This window comes from Modestobacter sp. URMC 112 (assembly GCF_053502575.1).
Genome location: NZ_CP199957.1, coordinates 3,925,386 through 3,950,176, shown reverse-complemented (window position 1 = coordinate 3,950,176; position 24,791 = coordinate 3,925,386). Strand labels below are relative to the sequence as shown.

The 24,791-nt window shown below is 75.6% G+C and carries 28 protein-coding genes; 19 read left to right on the top strand and 9 right to left on the bottom strand.

All coding sequences use genetic code 11. The features are described from left to right. Positions 1–86 precede the first annotated feature (86 nt). Complete coding sequence (glgA, locus tag ACWIX6_RS18775) at positions 87–1,259, bottom strand: glycogen synthase (protein ID WP_448613954.1); 1,173 nt, start codon at positions 1,257–1,259, stop codon at positions 87–89. A gap of 70 nt (positions 1,260–1,329) precedes the next feature. On the opposite strand from glgA, the gene glgC reads away from it, so the two are divergent. From glgC to ACWIX6_RS18760, 3 genes are all read left to right on the top strand, one after another. Further along, on the top strand, positions 1,330–2,550 hold the full coding sequence (gene glgC, locus ACWIX6_RS18770; protein WP_448613953.1) for a glucose-1-phosphate adenylyltransferase: 1,221 nt from the start codon (positions 1,330–1,332) through the stop codon (positions 2,548–2,550). Continuing rightward, positions 2,448–3,179 (top strand): 2'-5' RNA ligase family protein, encoded by a 732-nt coding sequence (locus tag ACWIX6_RS18765; protein ID WP_448613952.1) that lies wholly within the window; start codon positions 2,448–2,450, stop codon positions 3,177–3,179. The genes glgC and ACWIX6_RS18765 overlap by 103 nt, the downstream gene beginning before the upstream one ends. A gap of 168 nt (positions 3,180–3,347) precedes the next feature. Further along, positions 3,348–4,034: a hypothetical protein gene (locus tag ACWIX6_RS18760; protein WP_448613951.1), complete on the top strand. Its 687-nt coding sequence runs from the start codon at positions 3,348–3,350 to the stop codon at positions 4,032–4,034. Positions 4,035–4,140: 106 nt separating this feature from the next. Here the strand turns inward: ACWIX6_RS18760 and ACWIX6_RS18755 are convergent, their stop codons facing one another. After that, a complete protein-coding gene (locus tag ACWIX6_RS18755; RefSeq protein ID WP_448613950.1) occupies positions 4,141–4,818 on the bottom strand; it encodes an O-methyltransferase in 678 nt (225 codons plus the stop codon). A 206-nt stretch (positions 4,819–5,024) separates the two neighbouring features. On the opposite strand from ACWIX6_RS18755, the gene sigE reads away from it, so the two are divergent. From sigE to ACWIX6_RS18735, 4 genes are all read left to right on the top strand, one after another. Beyond that, on the top strand, positions 5,025–5,672 hold the full coding sequence (sigE, locus tag ACWIX6_RS18750; RefSeq protein WP_448613949.1) for an RNA polymerase sigma factor SigE: 648 nt from the start codon (positions 5,025–5,027) through the stop codon (positions 5,670–5,672). Continuing rightward, positions 5,669–6,274 (top strand): anti-sigma factor family protein, encoded by a 606-nt coding sequence (locus tag ACWIX6_RS18745; protein ID WP_448613948.1) that lies wholly within the window; start codon positions 5,669–5,671, stop codon positions 6,272–6,274. Before sigE ends, ACWIX6_RS18745 begins: the two co-directional genes overlap by 4 nt. Before the next feature lie 77 nt (positions 6,275–6,351). After that, positions 6,352–7,890 carry a S1C family serine protease gene (locus ACWIX6_RS18740; RefSeq protein ID WP_448613947.1) on the top strand — a complete coding sequence of 513 codons (1,539 nt, stop codon included), beginning with the start codon at positions 6,352–6,354 and terminating at the stop codon, positions 7,888–7,890. Between the two features lie 113 nt (positions 7,891–8,003). Beyond that, positions 8,004–8,399 (top strand): twin-arginine translocase TatA/TatE family subunit, encoded by a 396-nt coding sequence (locus ACWIX6_RS18735; protein ID WP_448613946.1) that lies wholly within the window; start codon positions 8,004–8,006, stop codon positions 8,397–8,399. A gap of 95 nt (positions 8,400–8,494) precedes the next feature. Here the strand turns inward: ACWIX6_RS18735 and ACWIX6_RS18730 are convergent, their stop codons facing one another. Then, positions 8,495–8,935, bottom strand: coding sequence for a VOC family protein (locus ACWIX6_RS18730; RefSeq protein WP_448613945.1), 441 nt, complete (start codon positions 8,933–8,935; stop codon positions 8,495–8,497). Between the two features lie 142 nt (positions 8,936–9,077). Continuing rightward, positions 9,078–10,238 (bottom strand): Mrp/NBP35 family ATP-binding protein, encoded by a 1,161-nt coding sequence (locus ACWIX6_RS18725; protein ID WP_448613944.1) that lies wholly within the window; start codon positions 10,236–10,238, stop codon positions 9,078–9,080. Between the two features lie 149 nt (positions 10,239–10,387). Here ACWIX6_RS18725 and ACWIX6_RS18720 point away from each other — a divergent pair, with 149 nt between their 5' ends. Genes ACWIX6_RS18720 through ACWIX6_RS18705 form a run of 4 tightly spaced genes read left to right on the top strand, consistent with a single transcriptional unit; the run spans position 10,388 to position 12,949 of the window. Beyond that, positions 10,388–11,086 carry an AzlC family ABC transporter permease gene (locus ACWIX6_RS18720; RefSeq protein ID WP_448613943.1) on the top strand — a complete coding sequence of 233 codons (699 nt, stop codon included), beginning with the start codon at positions 10,388–10,390 and terminating at the stop codon, positions 11,084–11,086. Continuing rightward, positions 11,083–11,400 carry an AzlD domain-containing protein gene (locus ACWIX6_RS18715; RefSeq protein ID WP_448613942.1) on the top strand — a complete coding sequence of 106 codons (318 nt, stop codon included), beginning with the start codon at positions 11,083–11,085 and terminating at the stop codon, positions 11,398–11,400. Before ACWIX6_RS18720 ends, ACWIX6_RS18715 begins: the two co-directional genes overlap by 4 nt. A gap of 50 nt (positions 11,401–11,450) precedes the next feature. Next, complete coding sequence (locus tag ACWIX6_RS18710; RefSeq protein WP_448613941.1) at positions 11,451–12,104, top strand: DUF6518 family protein; 654 nt, start codon at positions 11,451–11,453, stop codon at positions 12,102–12,104. Positions 12,105–12,109: 5 nt separating this feature from the next. Beyond that, positions 12,110–12,949 (top strand): AAA family ATPase, encoded by an 840-nt coding sequence (locus ACWIX6_RS18705; RefSeq protein ID WP_448613940.1) that lies wholly within the window; start codon positions 12,110–12,112, stop codon positions 12,947–12,949. 8 nt (positions 12,950–12,957) lie between these two features. Here the strand turns inward: ACWIX6_RS18705 and ACWIX6_RS18700 are convergent, their stop codons facing one another. Genes ACWIX6_RS18700 through ACWIX6_RS18690 form a run of 3 tightly spaced genes read right to left on the bottom strand, consistent with a single transcriptional unit; the run spans position 12,958 to position 15,498 of the window. Then, the gene (locus ACWIX6_RS18700) at positions 12,958–13,716 is read right to left on the bottom strand and encodes an SDR family oxidoreductase (protein WP_448613939.1); all 759 of its coding nucleotides are present in this window, start codon (positions 13,714–13,716) and stop codon (positions 12,958–12,960) included. After that, entirely contained in the window at positions 13,713–14,267 is a 555-nt protein-coding gene (locus ACWIX6_RS18695) for a DUF1003 domain-containing protein (protein WP_448613938.1), read from the bottom strand. Before ACWIX6_RS18695 ends, ACWIX6_RS18700 begins: the two co-directional genes overlap by 4 nt. Then, positions 14,260–15,498 carry a magnesium transporter MgtE N-terminal domain-containing protein gene (locus ACWIX6_RS18690; protein WP_448613937.1) on the bottom strand — a complete coding sequence of 413 codons (1,239 nt, stop codon included), beginning with the start codon at positions 15,496–15,498 and terminating at the stop codon, positions 14,260–14,262. The genes ACWIX6_RS18695 and ACWIX6_RS18690 overlap by 8 nt, the downstream gene beginning before the upstream one ends. Before the next feature lie 102 nt (positions 15,499–15,600). On the opposite strand from ACWIX6_RS18690, the gene ACWIX6_RS18685 reads away from it, so the two are divergent. The 4 genes from ACWIX6_RS18685 (at position 15,601) to ACWIX6_RS18670 (ending at position 19,248) form a co-directional block, all read left to right on the top strand. Further along, entirely contained in the window at positions 15,601–16,485 is an 885-nt protein-coding gene (locus ACWIX6_RS18685) for a PhzF family phenazine biosynthesis protein (RefSeq protein WP_448613936.1), read from the top strand. Between the two features lie 155 nt (positions 16,486–16,640). Beyond that, complete coding sequence (locus ACWIX6_RS18680; protein WP_448613935.1) at positions 16,641–17,501, top strand: DMT family transporter; 861 nt, start codon at positions 16,641–16,643, stop codon at positions 17,499–17,501. A 259-nt stretch (positions 17,502–17,760) separates the two neighbouring features. Continuing rightward, the gene (locus ACWIX6_RS18675; RefSeq protein WP_448613934.1) at positions 17,761–18,714 is read left to right on the top strand and encodes an HpcH/HpaI aldolase/citrate lyase family protein; all 954 of its coding nucleotides are present in this window, start codon (positions 17,761–17,763) and stop codon (positions 18,712–18,714) included. Positions 18,715–18,852: 138 nt separating this feature from the next. Beyond that, positions 18,853–19,248, top strand: a complete 396-nt coding sequence (locus tag ACWIX6_RS18670) for a VOC family protein (protein WP_448613933.1) — start codon at positions 18,853–18,855, stop codon at positions 19,246–19,248. An 87-nt stretch (positions 19,249–19,335) separates the two neighbouring features. On the opposite strand, the gene ACWIX6_RS18665 is transcribed toward ACWIX6_RS18670, so the two are convergent. Next, complete coding sequence (locus ACWIX6_RS18665; RefSeq protein ID WP_448613932.1) at positions 19,336–19,860, bottom strand: DUF4190 domain-containing protein; 525 nt, start codon at positions 19,858–19,860, stop codon at positions 19,336–19,338. Positions 19,861–19,997: 137 nt separating this feature from the next. Between ACWIX6_RS18665 and ACWIX6_RS18660 the strand changes: the two genes are divergently transcribed. The 4 genes from ACWIX6_RS18660 to ACWIX6_RS18645 all read left to right on the top strand — a co-directional run bounded on the left by ACWIX6_RS18660 (position 19,998) and on the right by ACWIX6_RS18645 (position 24,064). Then, entirely contained in the window at positions 19,998–21,194 is a 1,197-nt protein-coding gene (locus tag ACWIX6_RS18660) for an acyl-CoA dehydrogenase family protein (RefSeq protein WP_448613931.1), read from the top strand. Further along, a complete protein-coding gene (locus tag ACWIX6_RS18655) occupies positions 21,191–21,706 on the top strand; it encodes a hypothetical protein (protein ID WP_448613930.1) in 516 nt (171 codons plus the stop codon). Before ACWIX6_RS18660 ends, ACWIX6_RS18655 begins: the two co-directional genes overlap by 4 nt. After that, positions 21,703–22,329 carry a LysE family translocator gene (locus ACWIX6_RS18650; protein WP_448613929.1) on the top strand — a complete coding sequence of 209 codons (627 nt, stop codon included), beginning with the start codon at positions 21,703–21,705 and terminating at the stop codon, positions 22,327–22,329. The genes ACWIX6_RS18655 and ACWIX6_RS18650 overlap by 4 nt, the downstream gene beginning before the upstream one ends. Positions 22,330–22,516: 187 nt before the next feature. Then, positions 22,517–24,064 (top strand): acetolactate synthase large subunit, encoded by a 1,548-nt coding sequence (locus ACWIX6_RS18645; RefSeq protein WP_448613928.1) that lies wholly within the window; start codon positions 22,517–22,519, stop codon positions 24,062–24,064. Between the two features lie 10 nt (positions 24,065–24,074). On the opposite strand, the gene ACWIX6_RS18640 is transcribed toward ACWIX6_RS18645, so the two are convergent. Next, positions 24,075–24,731, bottom strand: a complete 657-nt coding sequence (locus ACWIX6_RS18640; RefSeq protein ID WP_448613927.1) for a class I SAM-dependent methyltransferase — start codon at positions 24,729–24,731, stop codon at positions 24,075–24,077. Positions 24,732–24,791 lie beyond the last annotated feature (60 nt).

Sequence of the window (24,791 nt, the reverse complement as noted above, 5' to 3'; positions counted from 1 at the left end):
GGCCCACCCCCGGGGGCGCAGCCCGCCGCGGGGGAGTGGGCGCCCCCCAGGCCAGGGGGGAGGGCCGGGCCCCGGGCCGCCGCGGCTCAGCCGCGGGCGGCCAGCACCGAGCGGTAGACGTCGAGGGTCTGCGCGGCGATGGCCGGCCAGCCGAACTCGGCCAGCACCCGCTCCCGCCCGGCGGTGCCCATCGCCGCGGCCCGCGCCGGATCGGCCAGCAGCTCGCCGATGCGCGCGGCCAGCCCCGCGGCGAAGGCTGCCGGGTCCTCGGCGTCGTAGGGCACCAGCAGCCCGGTGCGGCCGTCGTCCACCACCTCGGGGATGCCGCCGACGGCGCTGGCGACCACGGCCGTCCCGCAGGCGGCCGCCTCGAGGTTCACGATCCCCAGCGGCTCGTACACCGACGGCACGACGAACACGGTGGCGCCGGTGATCAGCGGCACCAGCTGCTCGCGGGGCAGCATCGCCTCGATCCAGACCACCCCGGTGCGCCGGGACTGCAGCTCGGCCACCGCGTCGGCGACCTGCGCCCGCTCGGCCGGGGTGTCCGCGGCGCCGGCGCACAGCACCAGCCCAGCGTCGGCGGGCAGCTGCTCGGCCGCGGCCAGCAGGTGCACCAGCCCCTTCTGCCGGGTGATCCGGCCGACGAACAGCGCGTACGGCCGGTCGGGGTCCACGCCCAGGGAGCGGACGACGTCGGGGGACTCGACCGGCCGGTAGGCCTGGGCGTCGACGCCGTTGCCGACGACGACGACCTTCGCCGGGTCCAGGTCGGGGTACACGTCGAGGACGTCGGCGCGCATGCCGCGGCTGACCGCGACCACCGCGTCGGCGGAGTCGTACGCCGTCCGCTCCACCCACGACGACAGCCGGTAGCCGCCGCCGAGCTGGTCGGCCTTCCAGGGCCGGCGCGGCTCGAGGGAGTGGGCGGTGACCACGTGCGCCGCCCCGTGCACCAGCGCGGCGAGGTGGCCGGCATGGTTGGCGTACCAGGTGTGCGAGTGCACCAGGTCCGCGCCGGCGAGCCCGGCGGCGATCTCCACGTCCACGCCCAGCGCCTGGAGCGCGCCGTTGGCCGACGCGAGCCCCGGGGGGACGGCATGGCCGGTCGCGTCGTCCCGCGGACCGCCGAAGCAGTGGACGTCGAGGTCGGGGGCGTCGGGCAGCCCGCGCAGGGCCGCCACGAGGTGTTCGACGTGCACCCCCGCCCCGCCGTAGACGTCTGGGGGCCACTCCCTGGTCACGACTCCGACGCGCACGGGCTCACCCTAGGTGGTGGACCGCGCCCCAGATGGCGCGATCGGCCCGCGGACCGGTTACGTTGCGTCCATGCGTGGCGGTCCGCGGGTCCTTGGCATCGTGCTCGCTGGTGGCGAGGGCAAGCGCCTCGCGCCCCTGACCCAGGACCGGGCCAAACCGGCCGTGCCCTTCGGGGGCAACTACCGGCTCATCGACTTCGTGCTCTCCAACCTGGTGAACGCCGACATCCGCCGGATCGCGGTGCTCACCCAGTACAAGAGCCACTCGCTGGACCGGCACATCACCACGGTGTGGCGCATGTCGACCCTGCTCGGCAGCTACATCACCCCGGTGCCGGCGCAGCAGCGGCTGGGCCCGCGCTGGTACACCGGCAGCGCCGACGCCATCTTCCAGAGCCTCAACCTGATCTACGACGACCGGCCCGAGATCGTCGTCGTCTTCGGCGCCGACCACGTGTACCGGATGGACCCGGCGCAGATGATCGACCAGCACCTGCAGACCGGTGCGGGCGTGACCGTCGCCGGGCTCCGGGTCGCGCGCAAGGAGGCCACCGAGTTCGGCGTCATCGACGCCGACGCCGACAACAAGGTCCGCGGTTTCCTGGAGAAGCCGGCCGACCCGCCGGGGCTGCCCGGGTCCCCGGACGAGAGCTTCGCCTCCATGGGCAACTACGTCTTCAGCACCGACGCGCTGCTGGAGGCCCTGCGGGCCGACGCCGAGGACGAGGACTCGGTGCACGACATGGGCGGCTCGATCATGCCGATGATGGCCGACGCCGGCAGTGCCTACGTCTACGACTTCAGCACCAACATCGTCCCCGGCGCGACCGAGCGGGACCACGCGTACTGGCGCGACGTCGGGACGATGGACTCCTACTACGACGCGCACATGGACCTGCGCTCGGTCACCCCGGTGTTCAACCTGTACAACGACCGCTGGCCGATCTACACCCTGCCGCCGCAGTTCCCGCCGGCCAAGTTCGTCCTCGGTGGGCGCGCGGAGGAGTCGATGGTCAGCGCCGGGGTCATCATCGGCGGCGGCTCGGTCCTGGGCTCGGTCGTCTCGCCCGGCGTCCGGCTCGAGCGCGGCTCGCAGGTCGAGGACAGCGTGCTGATGGACGGCGTCCAGATCGGGGAGGGCGCCGTGGTGCGGCGGGCCATCCTGGACAAGAACGTCGTCGTCCCCCCGTGGGCCCGGATCGGTGTGGACCTGGAGTCCGACCGCGAGCGCTACCACGTGAGCGCCGGCGGGGTGGCCGTCCTCGGCAAGGGCACCCGCGCCATCGTGTAAGGACCCTCGTGCCCCCCAACCCTCGCTCCGCTCGGGCCGGGGCCCTGCACGAGGGCCATGCCAGTGGCGAGGGCCGTTCCGGCCCGTCACCTCTGGTGGTGACGCTGTTGCTGGGGGAGGACGCGCAGCGGCGGTTCGACCGGTTGCGGGCTGCGCACTTCCCGGCCCGGCCCCTTCCAGGGGCCCGCCCCGAGCGTGCGAGGGGTGGGGAGGAAGGGGTGTTCCGACTGGCCGCGCACGTCACGCTGTTCCACGCGCTGCCCGGCGACGAGCTGCCCCGGGTCCGCGCGGTGCTGACCGAGGCCGCCGACCGCCCGGCCTTCGGGCTGCTGGTGAGCCGGGTCCGGCTGCTCGGCCGCGGCGTGGCCTACGACCTGGAGTCCGCCGAGCTGACCGCACTGTGGGCGGAGCTGAGGGACCGGTTCGACCCGTGGCTGACCCCGCAGGACCGGCAGCCGGGGCGGGCCCACGTCACCGTGCAGAACAAGGTCGACCCGCAGACGGCCCGCGAGCTGCACGCCGGACTGGCGGCCTCCTTCACCCCGGAGACCGTGCCGGCGCGCGGCCTGGGGCTGTGGCGCTACCTCGGCGGGCCCTGGGCCCCGGAGGGCGAGCACCTCTTCCGCTGACCGCGGTGAGCCGCACGCTGGGTGAGCGGGGCCTGTGACCTGGGTCGCGCCGCGCCGGAGCGGCGCAAGGTACCCGGAAAAGTCGCTCCATCGGCAATCCACAGCTTCGATGTCACCCGAACGAGTGGTGCACGACCTGACCGAGCAGCACTCAAAGGAGAGAACGCGATGTCGAAGACCGTCCGTGCACTTGCCCTGTTCGCGCCCGTCATGGGACTGGCGCTCGTCGCCTCACCCGCCAGCGCGGGTGGCGAGGACTACGAGAAGGGCGAGGTGGTCGCCCACCTCGCGCCGATCCCCGGCAACGGGGTCGACGGCGGTGGCCACGCCGAGGTGGAGTTCGACAAGCACGGCCAGATCGACGAGTTCGAGCTGGTGGCGCACGGCCTGCTCGCCGACGCCCCGCACGCCGCACACATCCACTACGGCGAGCAGGCGCGTCACGAGTGCCCCACGCTCGACGACGACACCGACGACAACGGGCACCTGAACACCACCGAGGGCGCTCCTGCCTACGGCCCGGTCCAGGTGTCGCTGACCACCGAGGGCGACACCAGCGCGGCCAGCGTGCTGGCCATCGACCGCTACGACACCGCCACCGACGGCACCGTCGACTACGAGCGCGAGGAGCTCATCGCCACCAGTGACGAGGTGGCCGAGGCCATCGCCGCCGGCGAGGGCGTCGTCGTGGTGCACGGCGTCGACTACAACGACGACGGCGTGTACAGCGGCGAGGAGATGTCCGACCTCGACCCGTCGCTGCCCACCGAGGCCACCGACCCGGCCCTGTGCGGCGTCCTCGAGCAGCAGCACGACGACGGCGACGACGAGCACATGGACGAGCACGAGCACTGACCGACAGGGGCCGGTGCGGCCGGACACCACGTCCGTCCGCACCGGCCCTCGAAGGACCCCGTCCTCCCCACCCCTCGCACGCTCGGGGCGAGCCTCGGGACGGGGCCTAACTGCGTTTGCTGGCCACCAGCAGGCCGGCGCCGATCGGCAGCACTGCGGAGATGAGCGTCTCGTCCTCGCGCACCGTCCGGGCGATCTGCCGCCAGGCGACCGACTGCGGGTCCCGGGCCTTGCGGTCCGCGATCCGGCCGTCGGCGAGCAGACCGGAGTACACCAGCAAACCCCCTACCCGGACCAGCCCGCGGAGCAGCGCCAGGTGCTCGACGTGGTCGGTCGGCGGGCCCGCGCAGACCACCAGGTCGTAGGCGCCCGAGGACAGCCGGGGCAGCACCTCGGCCGCGGTGCCGAAGATCAGCCGGGTGCGGGAGTGCGGCACCTCCGCGTCGGCGAAGGCGCGCCGGGCCGCGCGCAGGTCCGCGGGGTCGCCGTCCAGCGTGGTGAGGACCCCGTCGGCCCGCATGCCGCGCAGCAGCCACAGTCCGGTCACGCCGCTGACCCCCCCGACGGACACCACCGCCCGGGCGTCGACGCCCGCGGCGAGCACCGCCAGGGTCGCGCCGACCGCCGGCTCCACCGGGGGCGCGGTGCCGAGCTCGGCCGCCGAGCTGAGCGCGCGGTGCCGGGCCGCGGCCAGCGCGGGGGTCTCCACGGCGAAGCCGTCGGCGTACCCCGCGGCGTCCTGCGGGGAGCCGCCCGGGGGAGGCGGTCCCGCGACGCTGGTCACCGGGCGAGGGTAGTGCCCGGCCCCGGCGGAGCCGCACCCCGGCGTACCGGACCCTGTCAACTCCCTGTGGACGCCGCTCGGCGGGAACACCGCCGAGTGGCCCGCCCGTTGGAAGGGACGTGCGTCTCCCGCGTGCCACCCGCCCCCGCACCACTGCCACTCCCGGTGGGGAGGTCCCCGGCGGTGCCGTCTGCGATCCTGGTGGGGTGTTCCTCCCCGACGCCGCGACCGGGCAGCCGCCGCTGACCGCCGGGTCCCCGGCTGCGCCCGCGGCCCCGGACGCCGGGCTCGACACCGTGCCGGCGACGGTGGCCGAGAGCTGGGTCGCCCCCACCTGGGAGCAGGTCGTCCGGGACCACTCCGCCCGGGTCTACCGGCTGGCCTACCGGCTGTCGGGCAACCAGCAGGACGCCGAGGACCTCACCCAGGAGACGTTCGTCCGGGTCTTCCGCTCGCTGGCCGACTTCTCGCCGGGCACCTTCGAGGGCTGGCTGCACCGGATCACCACCAACCTGTTCCTGGACATGGTCCGGCGGCGGCAGCGGATCCGCTTCGACGCCCTCCCGGAGGACACCGAGCGGCTGCCCGGCGCGGCCCCGTCCCCGGAGCAGGTCTACGCCGACACCCATCTCGACCCGCAGGTGCAGGCCGCCCTCGACGCGCTCTCCCCGGAGTTCCGGGTGGCCGTCGTCCTGTGCGACATCGAGGGCCTCACCTACGAGGAGATCGCGGCGACCCTCGGCATCAAGCTCGGCACGGTCCGCAGCCGCATCCACCGCGGCCGCGTACAGCTCCGCGAGGCCCTCGCGCACCTGGCCCCGCGGCGTGGGGGCATGGAGGCGACGGCACCATGAGCGAGCGCCCGAGGATGACCATCCCGGAGAGCCACCTGGCGCAGGAGGCGATCGCCGCCCTCGTCGACGGCGAGCTCTCCGGCGGCGCGGCCGGCCGCGCGGCCCGGCACCTGACCGGGTGCGCCCAGTGCCGGATGGCGGTCACGGCCCAGCGTGAGGCCAAGGCCGCCCTCCAGGTCCCGGAGGACGTCGCCGTCCCGGGTGACCTGATGTCCCGGCTGCGGGCGATCCCGTTCACCGCCGAGATGCCGTCCGGGCCCACCGCGGGTGGGGCGACCGGCGGCGCGGACGGGCTCGTCGGCACAGCCGCCGACGGCGCCTGGGCCATGCCGCCGGCCCCGGTGCCCGCGTCCGGGCGCCCGGCGCAGCACCGCTGGCTGCGGCGTGGCATGACCGGGGCGCTGGCCGGCATCGGCATCGGCGTCGTCGTGCTCGCCTCCGGCCTGCCGGCCGGGAACACGCCCGCCGACGACGTGCCGCCCCCCGGCCCGGTGGCCGGGCCGGTGCCCGCCGTCCCCGGCGAGCGGACGGAGATCGTGCCCCCCGTGGTGCGCACCGTGAACGTCGGCGCGCGCACCGGTCTGCCCGGCGGGACGCCCTGACCGGGGTCCCCGGCACCGACCCGATCCGCCGGGACACCGACGCGGACCGGGTCCCCGGGGCGTCCGCGGCCGACGAGGTGCACACCCCGCCGGTCGCCGCGGACGCCGCCTACGCCCGGCCCGCCGGCGCGACCGGCGGCTTCGGGGCCCCCGACGCCGGTCCCCGGCCGCCCGGTCCGCCTCCTCCCGGACCGGCTCCGGCCCCGACCGAGCAGGCCGCCTTCGGCCGTCCCGCCGCCGTCGCGGGCTCCTTCGCCGCCGACCGTCCCGCTCCCGCGCCGCGTCCGCTGCCGCCTCCGCCGCCGGAGGCGGTGCTGCGCGCCTTCGCGCCCCGCGACGGGGCCAGCGGTCTCGGCGAGCCGCCCGGCGGGCGCCGTCCCGGCCGGCGCACCGCCGCCGGACCGTGGTGGAAGCCGGACGCGGCCTCCGATCCGTGGCGTGACCCGCACGCACCCGCCGCCCTCGGTGCGCCCGCGGAGTACCCGGCCGAACCGTCCGACGGCCCGGTGGTCGTCGACCAGGCCGGGCGGCGCCGGCTCCGGCTCCGCGACGTGTCGGTCCGGCTGACCTCGCTGACCCTGCTGGCCCTGCTGTTCGTCGCCGCGGTCGGCGGCACGCTCGGGTGGTTCCTCGGCCGGACCGCCGACGAGCAGCCGCTGCTCGCGCCGGGCACCCAGCTGTCCGAGGTGTCCCCGGGCGTCTCCCGCCCGCCCGGGTCGGTCCCCGACATCGCGGGCCGGGTGACCCCGGCGGTGGTGTCGGTCGAGGTCCGGCTGGCCGGCGCCGGCGCCACCGGGTCCGGTGTGGTGATCGAGGCCGAGGGCGGCTACATCGTGACCAACAACCACGTGGTCTCCGGCGCCGACGGCGTCGAGGGCGCCGAGATCCGGGCGGTGTTCAGCGACGGCAGCGGCTCGGCGGCCGAGATCGTGGGCCGCGACCCGGCCAGCGACATCGCGGTGCTCAAGGTGGACAAGCCGGGACTGGTGGCCGTGCCGCTGGGCGCCGCCGACGACCTCGTCGTCGGCGACCCCGTGGTGGCCATCGGCTCCCCGCTGGGGCTGGCCGGCACGGTGACCAGCGGCATCATCAGCGCCCTGGACCGGCCGGTCCGGCTGTCCGGGCAGGGCAGCGACACCAACGCTGTCATCAACGCCGTGCAGACCGACGCGCCGATCAACCCGGGGAACTCCGGCGGCGCGCTGGTCGACGCCACCGGGTCGCTCATCGGGATCAACACCGCGATCGCCTCGGTGGGCGGAGGCGGCTCGAGCGGGCTTGGGTTCGCCATCCCGATCGACACCGTCCGCGACATCGCCGAGCAGCTCATCTCCACCGGCTCGGCCGTGCACGCCTCGCTCGGGGTGAACGCGCGCACGGTCACCGACGGCGCCCGGGACGGCGCCCTGGTGGTCAACGTCGAGCCGGGGAGCCCGGCCGCCGGTGCCGGCATCCAGGAGCAGGACGTGGTCATCGCGGTGGACGGCGAGCCGGTGGGCAGCTCGGAGGAGCTGGCCGTCGCCGTCGACGCGCACGCCCCCGGGGAGACCGTCACGATCGAGGTCGTCCGGGGCGGCGGGTCCCGCGAGCTGCAGGCCCTGCTCGGCGCAGCCTGAGGCCAGGGGCCCCGAACGGGCGGTGCCACCCTCTGCCGTCTACTGCCGTGCACCTCGCCCACCTACCCTGGACGACGACCGTGCACGGCGGCGAGAGAGCGCGAGGGGGACGGGTGTTCGACTCGATCGGCTGGGGCGAGATCGTCGTCCTCGGCCTGGCGGCTCTGTTCATCTTCGGACCCGACCGGCTGCCCGGTCTGGCCAAGGACGCGGCCACGGGGCTGAAGAAGGCCAAGGCCGCGTTCACCGGGGTGCGGGGCCAGCTGCACGACAGCCTCGGCGACGACTTCGACCACCTGCGTGACCTGGACCTGCGGCAGTACCACCCCAAGACCTTCCTCCGGCAGCAGCTGCTGGACGACGAGGCGCCGCCGGTCCGCAAGGGCAGCGGCCGGGGGACGGCGGGCGCCGCGGCGACCGCGGGCGCCGCCGGCCGGGTGCGGGGTGCCGACGTGGCCCGGAGCCGGGACCGCGCCATACCGCCGCCCTTCGACGCCGACGCCACGTGATCGGTGGTCCGCACCGACCACCACGGCCGGATGCCGGCCCTCCCGTCAGGTCACCCCCGTCGTCGACGACGTCCTCCGCCACGTCGACGGGATGATCAGCGCAGCTGCTCGGCCAGCGCGACGATGATCCCCTCGGGGCCGCGGACGTAGCAGAGCCGGAAGCTGTCCTGGTACCGCTCCACCGTCCCGACGAGTTCCGCGCCACGTGCCTGCAGGCCGGCGACGGTGGCGTCGACGTCGTCGACGGCGAACATGATGCTGCGCAGCCCCAGCGTGTTCCCCAGCGCGTCCTGCGGCTCGAGCCGGACCGCTTCCGGGCGGTGGAACTTCGTCAGCTCCAGCCGGCCGTGGCCGTCCGGGGTCCGCATCATCGCGATGTCGACCCGGACGCCGTCGAGCGCGTTGAGGCGGTCCACCCAGTCCCCCTCGATCGGGACCTCGGCCTCCAGCTCCATGCCGAGCTCGGCGAAGAAGGCCGTGGCGGCCTCGAGGTCGTCGACGACGACGCTGACGTGGTCCATCCGCTGGATCGCCATGGTGGCCACCCTCCTCCACGCGCGGCCCGTCCAGGCCACTCGTGTTCCCGGGACGGAGCCTTGGCACGCTCGTGCGGCGCTGCCCGACGGCAGGAGCGTCAGCAGCACCGCACGAGCGACCCTCGGGGCCCGGCCGCAGGGCTCAGCGGCGGACCGGCGTCAGCCCCAGTGACATGCCCGACAGGCCACGGGACCGGACGGCCAGGCCGTCGGCGATCTTCTCCAGCGCCTGGGCGGCCGGGGCGTCGGGCTGCGCCAGCACGATCGGCGCCCCGGAGTCGCCGGCCTCGCGCAGCCGGGTGTCCAGCGGGATCTGGCCCAGCAGCGGGACCCGCGCGCCCAGGGTCTTGGTCAGCGCGTCGGAGACGGCCTCCCCGCCCCCGGCGCCGAAGACCTCCATCCGGGTGCCGTCGGGCAGCTCCAGCCAGGACATGTTCTCGATGACGCCGACCACCTGCTGGTGCGTCTGGGTGGCGATCGCGCCGGCCCGCTCGGCCACCTCGGCAGCGGCCAGCTGCGGCGTGGTCACCACCAGGATCTCGGCGTTGGGCACCAGCTGGGCGATGGAGATCGCCACGTCACCGGTGCCGGGGGGCAGGTCCAGCAGCAGCACGTCCAGGTCGCCCCACCACACGTCGGCGAGGAACTGCTGCAGCGCCCGGTGCAGCATCGGGCCGCGCCACACCACCGGGGTGTTGCCCGGGGTGAACATCCCGATGGAGATGACCTTCACGCCGTAGGACTGCGGCGGCATGATCATGTTCTCGACCTGGGTGGGCTTGTCGTCCACGCCCAGCATGCGGGGCACCGAGTGCCCGTAGATGTCGGCGTCCACCACGCCCACCGACAGGCCGCGCTTGGCCAGTGCGGCGGCCAGGTTGACCGTGACGCTGGACTTGCCGACGCCGCCCTTGCCCGAGGCCACGGCGTACACCCGGGTGAGCGAGCCGGGCTGCGCGAACGGGATCACCGGGTCGGCCGCGTCGGTGCCGCGGACGGTCTTGCGCAGCTCGGTGCGCTGCTCGTCGCTCATCACGTCCAGCCCGACCTGCACCGAGGTCACGCCGGCGACGGCGGACACGGCCTGGGTGACCCGGTTGGTGATCGTCTCGCGCATCGGGCAGCCGGCGACGGTCAGGTAGACCTCGACGCGGACCGCGCCCGGGTCGCCGCCGACCCCGATCTGCACGTCCTTGACCATGCCCAGCTCGGGCAGCGGACGGTTGATCTCCGGGTCCTGGACGGTCGCCAGGGCCGCGTTCACGGCGTCGAGCGCCGGTGAGCCGGTCAACGTGTCGGACATGCGGGATGTGTCTCCTTCGACGGGGTGCCTGCGGATGCCGGGCGCCGACCTGCGACGACCCACGCGCGGGCGACCTCCATCGTACGGCGGCGGACCGCCCGACCCCGGGGCCGCGGGTGTGACCCGGGGCATCCCCCTAGGGTCGGCGGGTGCACTCTCCCGCCCGCTCGGCCACGCTGCGGGACGCCGTCGGGCTCGGCGCGGCCGTGGGCCTCTACGGCGTCGCCTTCGGGGCTGCCGCCGTCGGCGCCGGCCTGGACGTCGGGCAGGCCGCCGCGCTGTCCGCGCTGATGTTCACCGGCGCCTCGCAGTTCGCGCTGGTCGGCGTCCTCGGGGCCGGTGGTGGCGCCCTCGCCGCGCTGGGCAGCGCCCTGCTGCTGGGCACCCGGAACACCATCTACGGCGTCCGGCTGGCCCCGCTGCTCCGGCCCCGCGGCGGCATGCGCCGGGCGGGGGCGGCGCACTGGGTCATCGACGAGACCACGGCGATGGCGGTCGCCGCTCCGGACCGGGAGCTGGGCCGGCTGGCGTTCTGGGTCACCGGGGCGACGATCTACCTCGGGTGGAACCTCACCACCGTGGTCGGCGCGGTCGGTGCCGCCGCGCTGGGGGAGACGGCCCAGGCAGCGCTGGACTCCGTCGTCCCGGCGGCGTTCCTGGCCCTGCTGTGGCCGCGGCTGCGCCGCTCCTGGGCCGAGCCGGCCGCGCAGCGCCGGGTCGCGCTCGGCGGGGCGGTGATCGCGCTGGGCCTGACGCCGTTCGTGCCCGCCGGGGTCCAGGTGGTCCTCGCCGCGTCGGCCGTCGCGCTGGCCGGCCGGCCCCGGCGCAGCCTGGCGGCGCCGGCATGAGCGAGGGGGCGCTGTGGGCGGTGGTCCTGGCCGCGTCGCTGGGCTGCTACCTGCTCAAGCTGGCCGGGTTGTCGGTGCCGGCCGCCTGGGTGGAGCAGCCGTGGGTGTCCCGGGTCGTGGACTTCGTCCCGGCCGCGCTGCTTGCCGCGCTGGTCGCGGTGCAGGCTGCGACCAGCGGCCGGGAGCTGGTGCTCGACGGCCGGCTGGTGGGGCTGGCGGTCGCCGCGGTCGCCCTGGCGCTGCGTGCGCCGTTCATCGTCGTCCTGGTGCTGGCCGGCGCGGCCGGCGCGCTGGTGCACGTGCTCGCCGGGTGACCCGCGCGGCGCCGACCGCCGGAGCCGGGTGTCGGCCACCATCGACCGTCGTGCCGACCCGCGACGCGACCCGGGCGCGGACGCCGCTCCGGGAAGGCGCGCTGGTCGTCGGCCTGGCGCTGCTGGGCGCGGTCGCGGGTGCGGCGGCCAAGGCGGCCGACGAGTCGGGGACCGGCTGGCTGGCGCAGCTGGGCAGCGACCCGGCCGCCTGGGTGCTGGCCGTCGCACTGATCGGCCGGTCGGCGCCGGGGTGGCCCGCGGCGGGGACCCGGTCGGCGGCGTTCTTCGCGGCCATGACCGTCGCCTACTACAGCTGGGCGGCCGTCGTCCTCGGCTTCGGCTGGAGCTCCCGGCTGCTGGCCGGCTGGCTGCTCCTGTCGGCCACTGCCGTCCCGCTGGTGGGCGTCGGGGTGCACGAGGCGACCCGGCGGTCCGGGGCCGTGCCCGGCGCGCTGCTGGCACTGGCCGCCGGCATCGCCCTGGCCGGCGGCGCCGTCGTCCGGCAGTGGGTGGCCTGGACCGGGCTGCTGCCCGGCGCGGCCGCGCGGCCGGTGCAGGCCGCCGTCGACGTCGGGGTCGCCCTGGTCCTCGTCCTGCTGTTGCCACGGCGGCCGGCCACCCGGCTGTGGGCGCCGGCCCTGGTGCTGCCGATGGCCTGGCTGGCCGCCCGGCTGCTCGACGTGCTCCGCTCGGTGCTGGGCTGACCGCGGTGCTGGTCGTCGTCGGCGGGCTGCCCGGGGTCGGGAAGACGACGGTCGCCCGGGCGCTGGCCGGCCGGCTGCCCGCCGTGCACCTGCGGATCGACACGTTCGAGGTCGCGCTCGTCCGGCAGGGCCTGGTGCCCGGGCAGCCGGACGTCGGTCCGCACGGTTACGCGCTGGCCCTGGCGGCCGCGGAGACGTGCCTGGCCGCCGGTACCGACGTGGTCGTCGACGCGGTGTTCCCCGTCGCCGCGGCCCGCGGGCCGTTCCGGGAGCTCGCCGCCCGGGCCGGCGTCCCCGTGCACTGGGTGCGGCTGATCTGCAGCGACCCGGCCGAGCACCGCCGCCGGGTCGAGGCGCGGGGAGCGGACCTGCCCGGCCAGGTCGTCCCGGAGTGGGGCGCGGTCCGGCGCCGGGACGTCGACCAGTGGCACGAGCGGCACACCGTCGTCGACACCGCCACCGGCGACCCGGTCGCCGCCGTCGAGGCCGCGCTGCGGACCCCGGAGGCGGTGGTCCGCGCGCACGTCGCCGCGTTCGACGCCGGGGACCTGACCGCGCTGCTGGCCGGCTTCACCCCGGACGCGACCTGGCGTACCGGCCGCAGCGAGGCGACCGGCACCGACCAGCTGCGTGCGTTGTTCGGCGGCGCGCTCGCCGCGCTGTCCCCGCGGCTGACCGTGCGTTCGCTGGTGACGCGGGGGGACGTGGTCGCGGCCGAGTTGACCGAGACCCTGGTCGTCGGCGGGCGCACCGAGGTGGTCCCGATCAGCGGCTGGTACCGGGTGCGCGACGGCCGGATCGACGCGGCGACCGTCTACCGCGAGGGCAGCGCCGAGGTCGGCTGACCGGTCGGCTACAGGCCGCCGGCGACGCGCAGGACCGCGCCGGTGACGTAGGAGGCCTCCGGCCCCAGCAGCCAGACGATCGCCGCGGCCGCCTCGTCCGGCTCGCCGGGGCGGCCGGCCGGGATGCGGGACACCACCCGCTCCAGCCGCCCGGGGTCACCGGCGTCGGCGTGGATGCCGGTGCGGAGCAGCCCGGGGGCCACCGCGTTGACCCGGACGCCGTCCTCGGCCAGCTCCTTGGCCAGGCCCACCGTCAGCGCGTCCAGGCCGGCCTTCGCCGCCGCGTAGTGCACGTACTCGTGCGGCGAGCCGAGGGTCGCCGCCGCGGAGGAGACGTTGACGATCGCGCCGCCCGGCCCGCCGCGGCCGGTGGCCAGCACCCGGGCCGCGGCCCGGGCGCAGAGGACGGCGCCGAACAGGTTCACGTCGAGCACCGAGCGCACCACGGCGACCGGGGTGTCGGCGAGGTCCCCGACGTGCAGCGTGGCTCCGGCGTTGTTGACCAGCCCGGTGACCGGTCCGAGCTCGGCCGCGGCCCGGGCGAACAGCTGGTCGACGTCGTCCTCGCGGGTGACGTCGGCGGCCACGACCAGGCACCGGCCGCCGGCGGCGCGCACCCGCCCGGCCACCTGCTCGGCGTCCTCGGGGGAGCGCCGGTGGTTGACGACGACGTCGTGCCCGGCCGCGGCCAGCCGCACCGCGGTGGCCCCGCCGATGCCCCGGCTCGCCCCGGTGACGACGGTGACCGGGCGCCCGCCGGCGGTCATCCGGCGACCGGGTCGGCGGCGGGGTCGTTCCGCCGCTTCTTCGGGCCCTTCTTCCGGCGGTCGGCGCCCTCGTCGTCGGGGTCGTCGGGCACCAGCCGGTTCACCTCGCTGCGGATGAAGTCACGGGTGGCCAGCTCGCCGACCGACACCCGCAGCGACGCCAGCTCCCGCGCGAGGTAGGCGGTGTCCTCACGGGTGCTCGCCGCCCGTCCGCGGTCCTCCTCCGCCTGCACGCGGTCCCGGTCGGCCTGCCGGTTCTGCGCCAGCAGGATCAGCGGCGCGGCGTAGGCGGCCTGGGTGGAGAAGGCCAGGTTGAGCAGGATGAAGGGGTAGGGGTCCCAGCGCAGGTTCACCGCGACCACGTTGAGGACGATCCAGATCACCACGATCAGCGTCTGGACGGCGAGGAACCGGCCGGTGCCCAGGAACCGGGCGATCCCCTCGGCGAAGCGCCCCACGGCGTCGGGGTCCAGCCGCAGGAAGCTGCCCAGCCCCCGGGCGCCGCGCGGGACGTCCAGCCGCTGCTCGGGCCGCCGGTCGCCGTCAGCCACGACGGGCCCGCTCGCGCCAGTCCTCGGGCAGCAGGTGGTCGAGCACGTCGTCGACGCTGACCGCGCCGACCAGCCGGCCCTGCACGTCGACCACCGGCGCGGCCACCAGGTTGTAGGTGGCGAAGTAGCGGGTGACCTCGGCCAGCGGGGTCTCCGGGCGCAGCGGCTCCAGGTCGTCCAGCACGCCGCTGACCAGGGTGGAGGGGGGCTCGCGGAGCAGTCGCTGGATGTGCGCCAGCCCCAGGTAACGGCCGGTGGGGGTGGCCGAGGGCGGCCGGCAGACGTAGACCTGGCTGGCCAGCGCAGGGGAGAGCTCGGGGGTGCGGACCCGGGCCAGCGCCTCGGCGATGGTCGCGTCCGGGGTGAGGATCACCGGCTCGCTCGTCATGATCCCGCCGGCGGTGTCCTCGGAGTACTTGAGCAGCTGGCGGACCGGCTCGGCCTCGTCGGGTTCCATCAGCTCCAGCAGCCGGTCCCGGTCCACGTTGGACAGCTCGGCCAGCAGGTCCGCGGCGTCGTCGGGGTCCATCACCTCGAGCACGTCGGCCGCCCGGCGCTCCTCGAGGGTGCCCAGGATGGTGATCTGCTCGGCCTCCGGGAGCTCGCCGAGCACGTCGGCCAGCCGCTCGTCGTCCAGCGCCTCGGCGACCTCGTGCCGGCGCTTGATCGGCAGGTCCTGCAGCGCGTGCGCCACGTCGGCGGCGTTGAGCTCGCGGTAGGTGGCGATGAGGGTCTCGGCGCTCTGCCCGGTCTCCGGCAGGGACAGGCCGGTCACCTCGTCCCAGCCGAGCTGGTGCAGCTGACCCCGGCGGCCCAGCCGGCCGGGCTCCTGGACGGCGAGGCGGGACAGCACCCAGTCGCCGGTCCGGGTCTGCTCGATCGCGGCGTCGACGACGATGGCCGGCCGCCCGGTCTCGGTGACGGTCACCGATCGGTCGAGCAGCTCGCCCAGCACCAGCGTCTCGCCGGCCCGCTGCTCGAAGCGCTTGAGGTTCAGCGTGCCGGTGGACAGCACGACGGCGGCGGCGTCGATCCCGGTCACCCGGCCGATCGGGCAGAAGATCCGCCGCCGGGCGACCACCTCGACGATCAGGCCCAGCGCGCGAGGGGCGGCGCTGCCCACCCGCAGGGCGACGACGACGTCGCGGACCTTGCCCACCCGGTCGCCGTTGGGGTCGAAGACGGGGAGCCCGGCGATCCGGGAGACGTACGCCCTCGTCACCGTGGTCACTCGACCTCCTCGCTGCGCTCGTCGGTCGGGTGACCAAAGGTGCTCCGCCCATTGCGTGACCTCGCGAGCTCGGTCACGAGTGCGAAGGCTACCGTCGCCGTCGTGGCGTCCTCCGCACCCGACAGGCTGGACTACGAGGTCGTGGACGTGTTCGCGCCGCGCCCGTTCAGCGGGAACCAGCTGGCCGTGGTCCTGGACGCCGGTGACCTGACGACGGCGCAGTGCCAGACGCTGGCCGCCGAGTTCGGCTACTCGGAGAGCACCTTCGTCAGCCGGCCGGACGACGACGCCGCCGACTACCGGGTCCGGATCTTCACCCCGCAGACCGAGCTGCCGTTCGCCGGGCACCCCAGTGTCGGGACCGCGCACACCCTGGTCCGGCTCGGCCGGGCGCCGGCGGGGGTGCTGCGCCAGCAGTGCGGGGTCGGCGTCGTCGACGTCGAGGTCGACCCGGACGGCGCCCGGCTGACCGGCGGCCCGGTGTCGCTGCGCCCCGGGCCCGACCCGGCCGCGCTGGCCGCCGCGGTCGGGCTGACCGCCGCCGACGCCACCGGCCGCCCGGCCCCCCTGGTGGGCTGCGGCATCGACTTCGCCCAGCTGGAGGTGGGCCGCGACGCGCTGGACCGCGCCGTCCCGGACCCGGCAGCGCTGCGGGCGCTGCTGCCCGACGTGCAGGGCGGCGTCTCGGTGATCGCCTGGGACGCCGCCGCGGGCCGCGGCACCGTCCGGGTGTTCGCCGCCGGCCTGGACTGGCGCGAGGACCCCGCGACCGGGTCCGCGGCACTGGGCACCGGCATCTGGCTGGCCGACGTGGGGCTGGCCGGGGACGGCGTCACCGACTACGCCCTCGACCAGGGCGCGGCGGTCGGCCGGCCGTCGGAGCTCGCCGGCCGGGTGACGGTCCAGGGCGGCGCCGCGGTGGCCGTCAGCGTGGCCGGGGCCGTGCGCCCGATCGCCGGCGGCACCGTCCGCGTCCCCGCTCGGTGAGGGACCCGGGAGGACCCCGTCCCTCTCCTCCCTCGCGAGCTCGGGCGAGCCTCCGGACGGGGCCGTCCGGGGCTCCCGCCGGGACCCTGCCGCAGGGCCGGCCGGCGGCGTCGGCCTGGGCGGTCACCCGGCCCGGCGGCCGGGACCTGGCGCTCATGGCGGTCGCCGTCGCTGGCGTGTCGTTCTCCGGGCCGCTGACCGCACTGGTCGCGACGTCCTTCCTGGCGCTGGCGTTCTGGCGGAACGCCGCCGGCGCGGCGCTGCTGCTGCCGGTGGTCCTGCTGCGGGAGCGGACGGCGCTGTCCGGGCTGCGGCCGCGGCAGCTGGTCAGCTCGGCAGTGGCCGGGCTGTTCCTCGCCGCGCACTTCGCCGCCTGGCTGCCCAGCCTCTCCATGACCACCGTCGCCGCGTCCACCGCGCTGGTCACCACCACCCCGGTGTGGACGGCGCTGGCGGCGCGGGTCTCCGGGGTCCGGCTGCCCGGCGCGGTGTGGGCCGGGCTCGGGCTGGCCGTGGTCGGGGCGGCGATGATCGCCGGCGTCGACGTCACCGTCTCCTGGCGGGCGCTGGCCGGGGACGCGCTGGCCCTGCTCGGCGCCGTCTGCGCCGGCGGCTACATGCTGGCCGGGGCGCGGGCGAGGCAGCGGCTGCCCACGTCGACCTACGCGGTGGTCTGCTACTCCACCTGCGCGGCGGCCGTCGCCGTCGCGGCCTGGTGGGTGGACGTGCCGCTGACCGGGTTCAGCGCCCGGGACTGGTGGCTGATCGCGGCGATCACCGTCTGCGCGCAGCTGCTCGGGCACACCCTGCTCAACCTGGTGCTGTCCACGGTGGGGCCCACCGTCGTCGGGCTGGCGGTCCTGCTGGAGGTGCCCGGAGCGCTGCTGGTGGCGCTGGTGCTGCTGCGGCAGGTGCCGCCGCTGCTGGCGCTGCCGGGCATGGTCGCCGTCGTCCTCGGGGTGGCGCTGGTGATCCGCGGCAGCAGCCCACCGACGGTGGCCGAGCCGATCACGTGAAGGACCACTCCGCCCACCTGGGAGGACCCCGTCCTCCTCAGCCCTCGCAGGCTCGGGCCGAGCCTCTGGACGGGGCCACACGCGCTCGCGGCGGGACCCTGCGGAGTGGCGCTCTGGACGGGGCCGTCCGCGCTCGCGGCGGGACCCTCCGGAGCGGCCGCTCTGGACGGGGCCGTCCGCGCTCGCGGCCGTGCCCTGCTGAGGGTGGGCAGGTGGTCGCTAGGGTCCGGGCACCCTCGTCGTCGACAGCGGAGGCACCGTGGCCGAGCTCCGATCCCGCCGTTCCAACCTCGCCGTCCCCGGCAGCAACCCCCGGTTCCTGGAGAAGGCCAAGGGCCTGCCGGCCGACCAGGTGTTCCTCGACCTGGAGGACGCCTGCGCGCCGCTGGCCAAGCCCGGCGCCCGGAAGAACATCGTCGCGGCGCTGAACGAGGGCGGCTGGGGCTCGAAGATCCGCACCGTCCGGGTGAACGACTGGACGACCCAGTGGACGTTCACCGACGTGATCGAGGTGGTCGGCGGCGCCGGCGCCGAGCTGGACTGCATCATGCTGCCCAAGGTCGCCGACGCCGCGCAGGTCCAGGCGCTGGACATGCTGCTCACCCAGGTCGAGAAGGCCAACGGCCTGGAGGTCGGCCGGATCGGCATCGAGGCGCAGATCGAGACCGCGCAGGGCCTGATCAACGTCAACTCGATCGCCTTCGCCAGCCCGCGGGTCGAGACGATCATCTTCGGCCCGGCGGACTTCATGGCCAGCATCAACATGAAGTCGCTGGTGGTCGGGGCGCTGCACCCGGACTACCCGGGCGACCCGTTCCACTACATCCTCATGCAGATCCTGATGGCCGCCCGCGCCCGCGGGGTGCAGGCGATCGACGGCCCCTTCCTGCAGGTCCGGGACGTGCCGGCGTTCGAGGAGGTCGCCCGCCGCTCGGCGATGCTCGGGTTCGACGGCAAGTGGGTGCTGCACCCGGGGCAGATCGACGCCGCGAACGAGATCTACGCCCCGTCGCAGGAGGACTACGACCACGCCGAGCTGATCCTCGACGCCTACGACTGGGCGACCTCGGAGGCCGGCGGTGCGAAGGGCTCGGCGATGCTCGGCGACGAGATGATCGACGAGGCCAGCCGGAAGATGGCCCTGGTGATCGCCGGCAAGGGCCGCGCCGCCGGCCTGGCGCGGACCTCCTCCTTCACCCCGCCGGACGCCTAGGGCCTGTCCGAGCAGCTGGGGTCGGGTGCGGGACTCGGATGGGTGGGCACGCGCGCTCGCGTTGATCCCCGAGCCCGCGACCGGCGAGCCCACCGCACCCGCCGGGGACCCAGGGGCGGTGCTCGTCATGCTCGCGGGATGACCGCGCGCATCTCCCACGTCACCATCGACTGCCTCGACGCCTACGAGCTCTCGGAGTGGTGGAAGCAGGTGCTCGGCTTCGCGGACCTCGAGGACGACCCCAACGACCCGGGCGACGAGCAGTGCATGATCTCCTCCCCGACGACGGGAGAGCGGATCCTCTTCCTCGAGGTGCCGGGCTTCGACACCTCCACGCCGAAGCGGATCCACCTGGACCTGCGACCGGTGGAGCGCACCCGCGATGAGGAACTCGACGTGCTGCGCGGCCTCGGGGCGACCGAGGTGGCCGACCACCGCGGCATCCACGGCCCAGGGACCGGTTGGGTCGTCCTGGCCGACCCTGAAGGCAACCAGTTCTGCATCCTCCGCGGCGAGCACGAGTACGGCGACTGACCCGTTGCGGCAGTGGGCCGGATGCGTGGGCGCGGTCCGAGGCGCCACGAGGTCCCCGGCCGGGGTCACCAGCTCGGGGGACACGCCTCAGGGCGCGAACCCGTCGCTGGTGGCGAGGGAGGCGAAGGCGACCACCCAGAAGACGATCATCGCGACGAACAGCGCCGTGGCGATGCCGCCGACGATCATGCCGGCCAGGGCCAGCCCGTCACCCTCCTCGCCGGTCTCCTTGATCTGCCGGCGGGCGAGGACGCCGAGCACCAGTCCGGCCGGCGGGAAGACGAAGGCCATGACCAGGGCCAGGATCGCCAGGGTGTTGGTCGGCCGGCGCCAGCCCGGTCCCCATCCCTGCGACCCGTAGGGCGGGTACCCCTGTCCCGGCGGGCCGTAGCCGGGCGGCGGGCCGTAGCCGGGCGGGGGTCCGTAGCCGGCCGGGGGTCCGTAGCCGGCCGGGGCTCCGTAGCCGGGCGGCGGGCCGTAGCCGGGAGGTGTCGCGGGGTGCGCCGGCGTGTCCTGACCGGACGGGAGCCGGTCCGGGTCCGGCCCCCGTCCCGCCGCGGTCGACCCCGTGGGCGGGTCACCCCGGTAGAAGTCGTCCTGGTGCTGGCTCACGTCGTCCTCCTGTCGGTCCGGCGGGAGGACGGTAGACGGCCGGGCACGCCGATGGTGACCATCGACACGGCCGGGGACCCGGCGAGCGGCTCCATACTGCCGGTGACCGAGACACCGCCGTCCCGAGGAGCCCGCCGATGACCCGCCTCGCGCAGACCGCCGACCTGACCGACGTGCAACAGGAGATCCTGTCCACCGTCCGCAGCTTCGTGGACAAGGAGATCATCCCGAACGCGCAGGAGCTGGAGCACGGCGACGTCTACCCGACGGAGATCGTCGAGGGGCTGCGGGAGATGGGGATCTTCGGGCTGACCATCCCCGAGGAGTTCGGCGGGCTCGGCGAGTCGCTGCTGACCTACGCGCTGGTCGCGGAGGAGATCGCCCGCGGCTGGATGAGCGTCTCCGGCGTCATCAACACCCACTTCATCGTCGCCCACCTGATCACCCAGCACGGCACCCCGGAGCAGCAGGCCGACTACCTGCCGCGGATGGCCGCCGGCGACCTGCGCGGCGCGTTCTCGATGTCCGAGCCGGAGCTCGGCTCGGACGTGGCCGCGATCCGCACCCGGGCCACCCGGGACGGCGACGAGTACGTCATCACCGGGTCCAAGATGTGGCTGACCAACGGGGAGAACTCCACGCTGGTCGCCTTCCTGGTCAAGACCGACGAGGGCAGCGACTCGCCCTACAAGAACATGACCACCTTCCTGGTGGAGAAGACCCCGGGACTGGGCGAGCGGCTGCCCGGCTTCTCCATCCCCGGGCGCATCGACAAGATGGGCTACAAGGGCATCGACACCACCGACGCCAGCTTCGACGGCTTCCGGATCGGCGCGGACAAGGTCCTCGGCGGGGCGCCGGGCCGCGGCTTCTACCAGATGATGGACGGCGTCGAGGTCGGCCGGGTGAACGTCGCCGCCCGCGGCTGCGGCGTCGCCATCCGGGCGTTCGAGCTGGCCGTCGAGTACGCCCAGCAGCGGCAGACCTTCGGCAAGCCGATCGCCGAGCACCAGGCGATCGCCTTCAAGCTGGCCGAGATGGGCACCAAGGTGGAGGCCGCCCACACGATGATGGTGCGGGCCGCGCGGCTCAAGGACTCCGGCGCCCGCAACGACGTCGAGGCCGGCATGGCCAAGCTGATCGCCAGCGAGTTCGCCAGCGAGGTCACCCAGGACTCGTTCCGCATCCACGGCGGCTACGGCTACTCCAAGGAGTACGAGATCGAGCGGCTCATGCGCGAGGCGCCGTTCCTGCTCATCGGGGAGGGGACCAGCGAGATCCAGAAGACGATCATCAGCCGGGGGCTGCTCAAGGAGTACGCGGTCAAGCGGTGAGCAGCCGGGGACGGGTCACCGCACGCGACGACGCCGGGGAGTGGCGGCTGCTCGACGTCTACGACGACGGGTGGTGCGAGGTGCCCGCGCCGGTCCGCACCGCCGAGGAGACCCGGCGGCGGCTGCGCGAGCTGCTCGGCTGGATGGCCGCCGTGGTCGGGTCGTTCGGGGCCGCCGCGGCGGCCGTGGTGCTGCTCCCGTCCGCCCTCTGGGTCTCCTACCTGCTGCTGGCCGTCAGCGGCGCCGTGGTGGTGGCCGCCGGCGTCCGGGCCGCCGCCGTGCGGGCGCAGGGACGCCGGCCGGCCTTCGACACCTCCGCCGCACACGCTGCCGCCGAGGCGGGGGCCCGGCGGGTGGCGGTGTCCGACGTCCGCGCGGTGGAGCTGCTGCGGGCCGGACACGAGGACGTCGTCACGGTGACCGCGCGGCGCGGCCGGCCGCTGGTGTACCGGTCGCCGGACCGCACCCTGGGCCGGCTGTTCGCTCCCTGGGCGCCGGCGCCGCCGCGGTGAACTGGTCGGCGTACGTCTCGTTCCTGGTCTTCGCTGGCGTCCTGACCCTGGTCCCCGGTCCGGACGTCGCGGTGGTCACCCGGAACACGCTGTCCGCCGGACGGCGGCGCGGCTGGTGGAGCGCGGCCGGCGTCGCCAGCGCCTGCGCGGTGCAGGGCGCGGTGGCCGCGGCCGGGCTGGGCGCGGTGCTGCTCCGGGTGGAGCCGCTGTTCCAGGCCGTCCGCTGGGCCGGCATCGCCTACCTGGTGTTCCTGGGGGTGCAGTCGCTGCGGTCCGCCGTCGCCGGCCGGTACCCCGACGCGGACGCCGGCGCGGTGCCCCGCGGGCAGGCGCTCGCCGGCTGGCGGCAGGGCTTCCTGACCAACATCGCCAACCCCAAGGTGCTGGTCTTCTACCTCGCCGTCCTGCCGCAGTTCCTCGGCCAGGGCGCGCCGGTGGGCGTGGTGGCGGTGTTCGCGCTCAGCCACGCGGCGCTGGGGCTGCTGTACCTGTCCGGGCTGGTCGCCGTGCTGCACCGGGCACGGCGCGTGCTGTCCCGCCGGTCGGTCCGCCGCGGGCTGGACGCCCTGACCGGGACGGCGCTGCTCGGCTTCGGCCTCCGGCTGGCCACCGAGCGGACCTGACCCCCGCCGTCCCGACTCACCAGTTGCGCTTCTTCGGGCTCGAGAACGCGTGCTCTCTCAGGCTCGAGCACGGAGGGGCTCCTGTGGGCCGACTGCGGGGTCGGTGTGCCGCCCGCTGCGGCGCGTGTCAGGGTGCGGGGGAGGTCCCGCACGGCGGGGCCGACCGGTACCGACGGCGGGGGCATCCGTGAACGGCGCGCAGGCACTGATCCGCACCCTGGTGGACGGCGGGGTGGACGTCTGCTTCGCCAACCCCGGCACCTCGGAGATGCACTTCGTGGCCGCCCTGGACGACGTGCCGGAGATGCGCGCGGTGCTGACCCTGTTCGAGGGGGTGGCGACCGGGGCCGCGGACGGCTGGGCCCGGATGACCGGCCGGCCGGCCGCCACGCTGCTGCACCTCGGGCCCGGGCTGGGCAACGGGCTGGCCAACCTGCACAACGCGCACCGGGCCCGCACGCCGCTGGTGAACGTCGTCGGTGACCACGCGCTCGGGCACAAGCGGCTCAACGCACCGCTGGAGTCCGACATCGACGCCATCGCCGGCGCGGTGTCCGGCTGGGTCCGCCGGTCGCTGACCACCGGCTCGCTCGCCGAGGACGCCGCCGACGCCATCGCGGCGGCCAACCGCGCGCCGGGCTCGGTGGCGACGCTGGTGCTGCCCGCCGACGTGTCCTGGAGCGAGGGCGCGGAGGTGGCCGCGGTGCGGCCCCGCCGGCCGGCGCCGACCGTGGCACCGGACGTGGTCGAGCAGGTGGCCGGGGTGCTGGGAGAGGACACGGTGCTCTTCCTGGGCGGGGACGCGGTGACCGCCGACGGGCTGCTGGCCGCCGCGCAGGTCGCCGCCGGCACCGGGACCCGGCTGCTGGCCACCACCTTCCCGGCACGGATGGCCCGCGGCGCCGGCGTGCCCGACGTCCTCAAGCTGCCCTACGCCCCGGACCAGGGGATGGCCGAGCTGAAGGGCGTGCGGCACCTGGTCCTGGCCGGCACGCCCGAGCCGGTGGCCTTCTTCGGCTACCCGGACAAGCCCGGGCGGATGGCGCCCCCGGACTGCACGGTGCACGTGCTGTCCCTGCCCGAGGAGGACGGCGTGGCCGCGCTCCGGGCGCTGGCCGAGCGGGTTGCGCCGGACGCCGTCCCGCAGCTGGCCGAGGCGCACCGCCCCGAGCTGCCGACCGGGGCGCTGACCCCCCGCGCGATGGCCGAGGTGGTCGGTGCGCTGCTGCCCGAGCGGGCGGTCGTCGTCGACGAGGCGCTGACCTCCGGCAGGTACCTGCCGGCCGCCACCGCTGGGGCCCCGCAGCACGACTGGCTGACCCTGACCGGCGGCGCCATCGGCTACGGCCTGCCGGTGGCGACCGGCGCGGCGGTGGCCTGCCCGGACCGCCCGGTGGTCAGCCTTCAGGCCGACGGCAGCGCGATGTACACCGTCCAGGCGCTGTGGACCCAGGCCCGCGAGGAGCTGGACGTCACCACCGTCATCTGCGACAACGGCTCGTACGCCATCCTCGAGCACGAGCTGGAGAACGTGGGCGCCCGCAGCGGCGGGGAGCGGGCCGGCAGACTGCTGGACCTGGGCGGGCCGTCGCTGGACTTCGTCGCGCTGGCCACCGGGATGGGCGTCCCCGCGACCCGGGCGACGACCGCGGAGGAGCTGGCCGACCAGTTCCGTGCCGCGCTCGCCGAGCCCGGCCCGCACCTGATCGACGCCGTGCTGCGCCCGGCCGGCTGACCCGGGAGGGTCAGCGGACCGCGCGGTAGTAGGTGACCGGGCCGAAGAAGCGCACCGTGTCGCCGGTCGCGGTGACGTCGGCGAACCCGGCGGCGAGCAGCAGGTCGGTGACCTCCGCGCGGGTGGTGGCGTGCGGACGGCGTCCGTGCAGGGCCGGCCGTCCGCGTCGGTGCGGTCCGTGGTCGTGGTGTGCGGCCGTGTCGCCGCCCAGGTCGACCAGGTGCAGCTCGCCGCCGGGGCGGAGGACGCGGTGCACCTCGCGCAGCGCCTGCTCCCGGTCCCCGGCCGGCACGTGGTGGAGCATGAACGCCGACAGCACCCGGTCCGTCGAGGCGTCGGGGTGGGGCAGGGCGGCGGCGGTGCCCTGGTCCAGCCGGACGTCCAGCCGGCGGCGGCGGGCCTTGCGGCGCGCCTGGGCCAGCGCAGGCTCGTCGGGGTCGAGCCCGGCGACGGTCGCGTCCGGCTGACCGGCCTTCGCCCGCAGGGTCAGGTTGCCGGTGCCGCAGCCGATCTCCAGCACCCGGTGACCGGGGCGGAGGCCGGCGGCGTCCAGCAGTCGCCGGTGCGCCGCGCCGGCGCCGAGGAGCCGGGTGAGCGGGTCGTAGAGCGGCAGCAGCCAGCGGTGCCCCATCGCCGGCAGGTGGTCGTGGGTCGGGGTGTGCGTCATCTGGGTCCTCCTGCGCCGAGTCGGACGATCCTCCGCCCGTCGGGACTAGTCTTCGGCCGG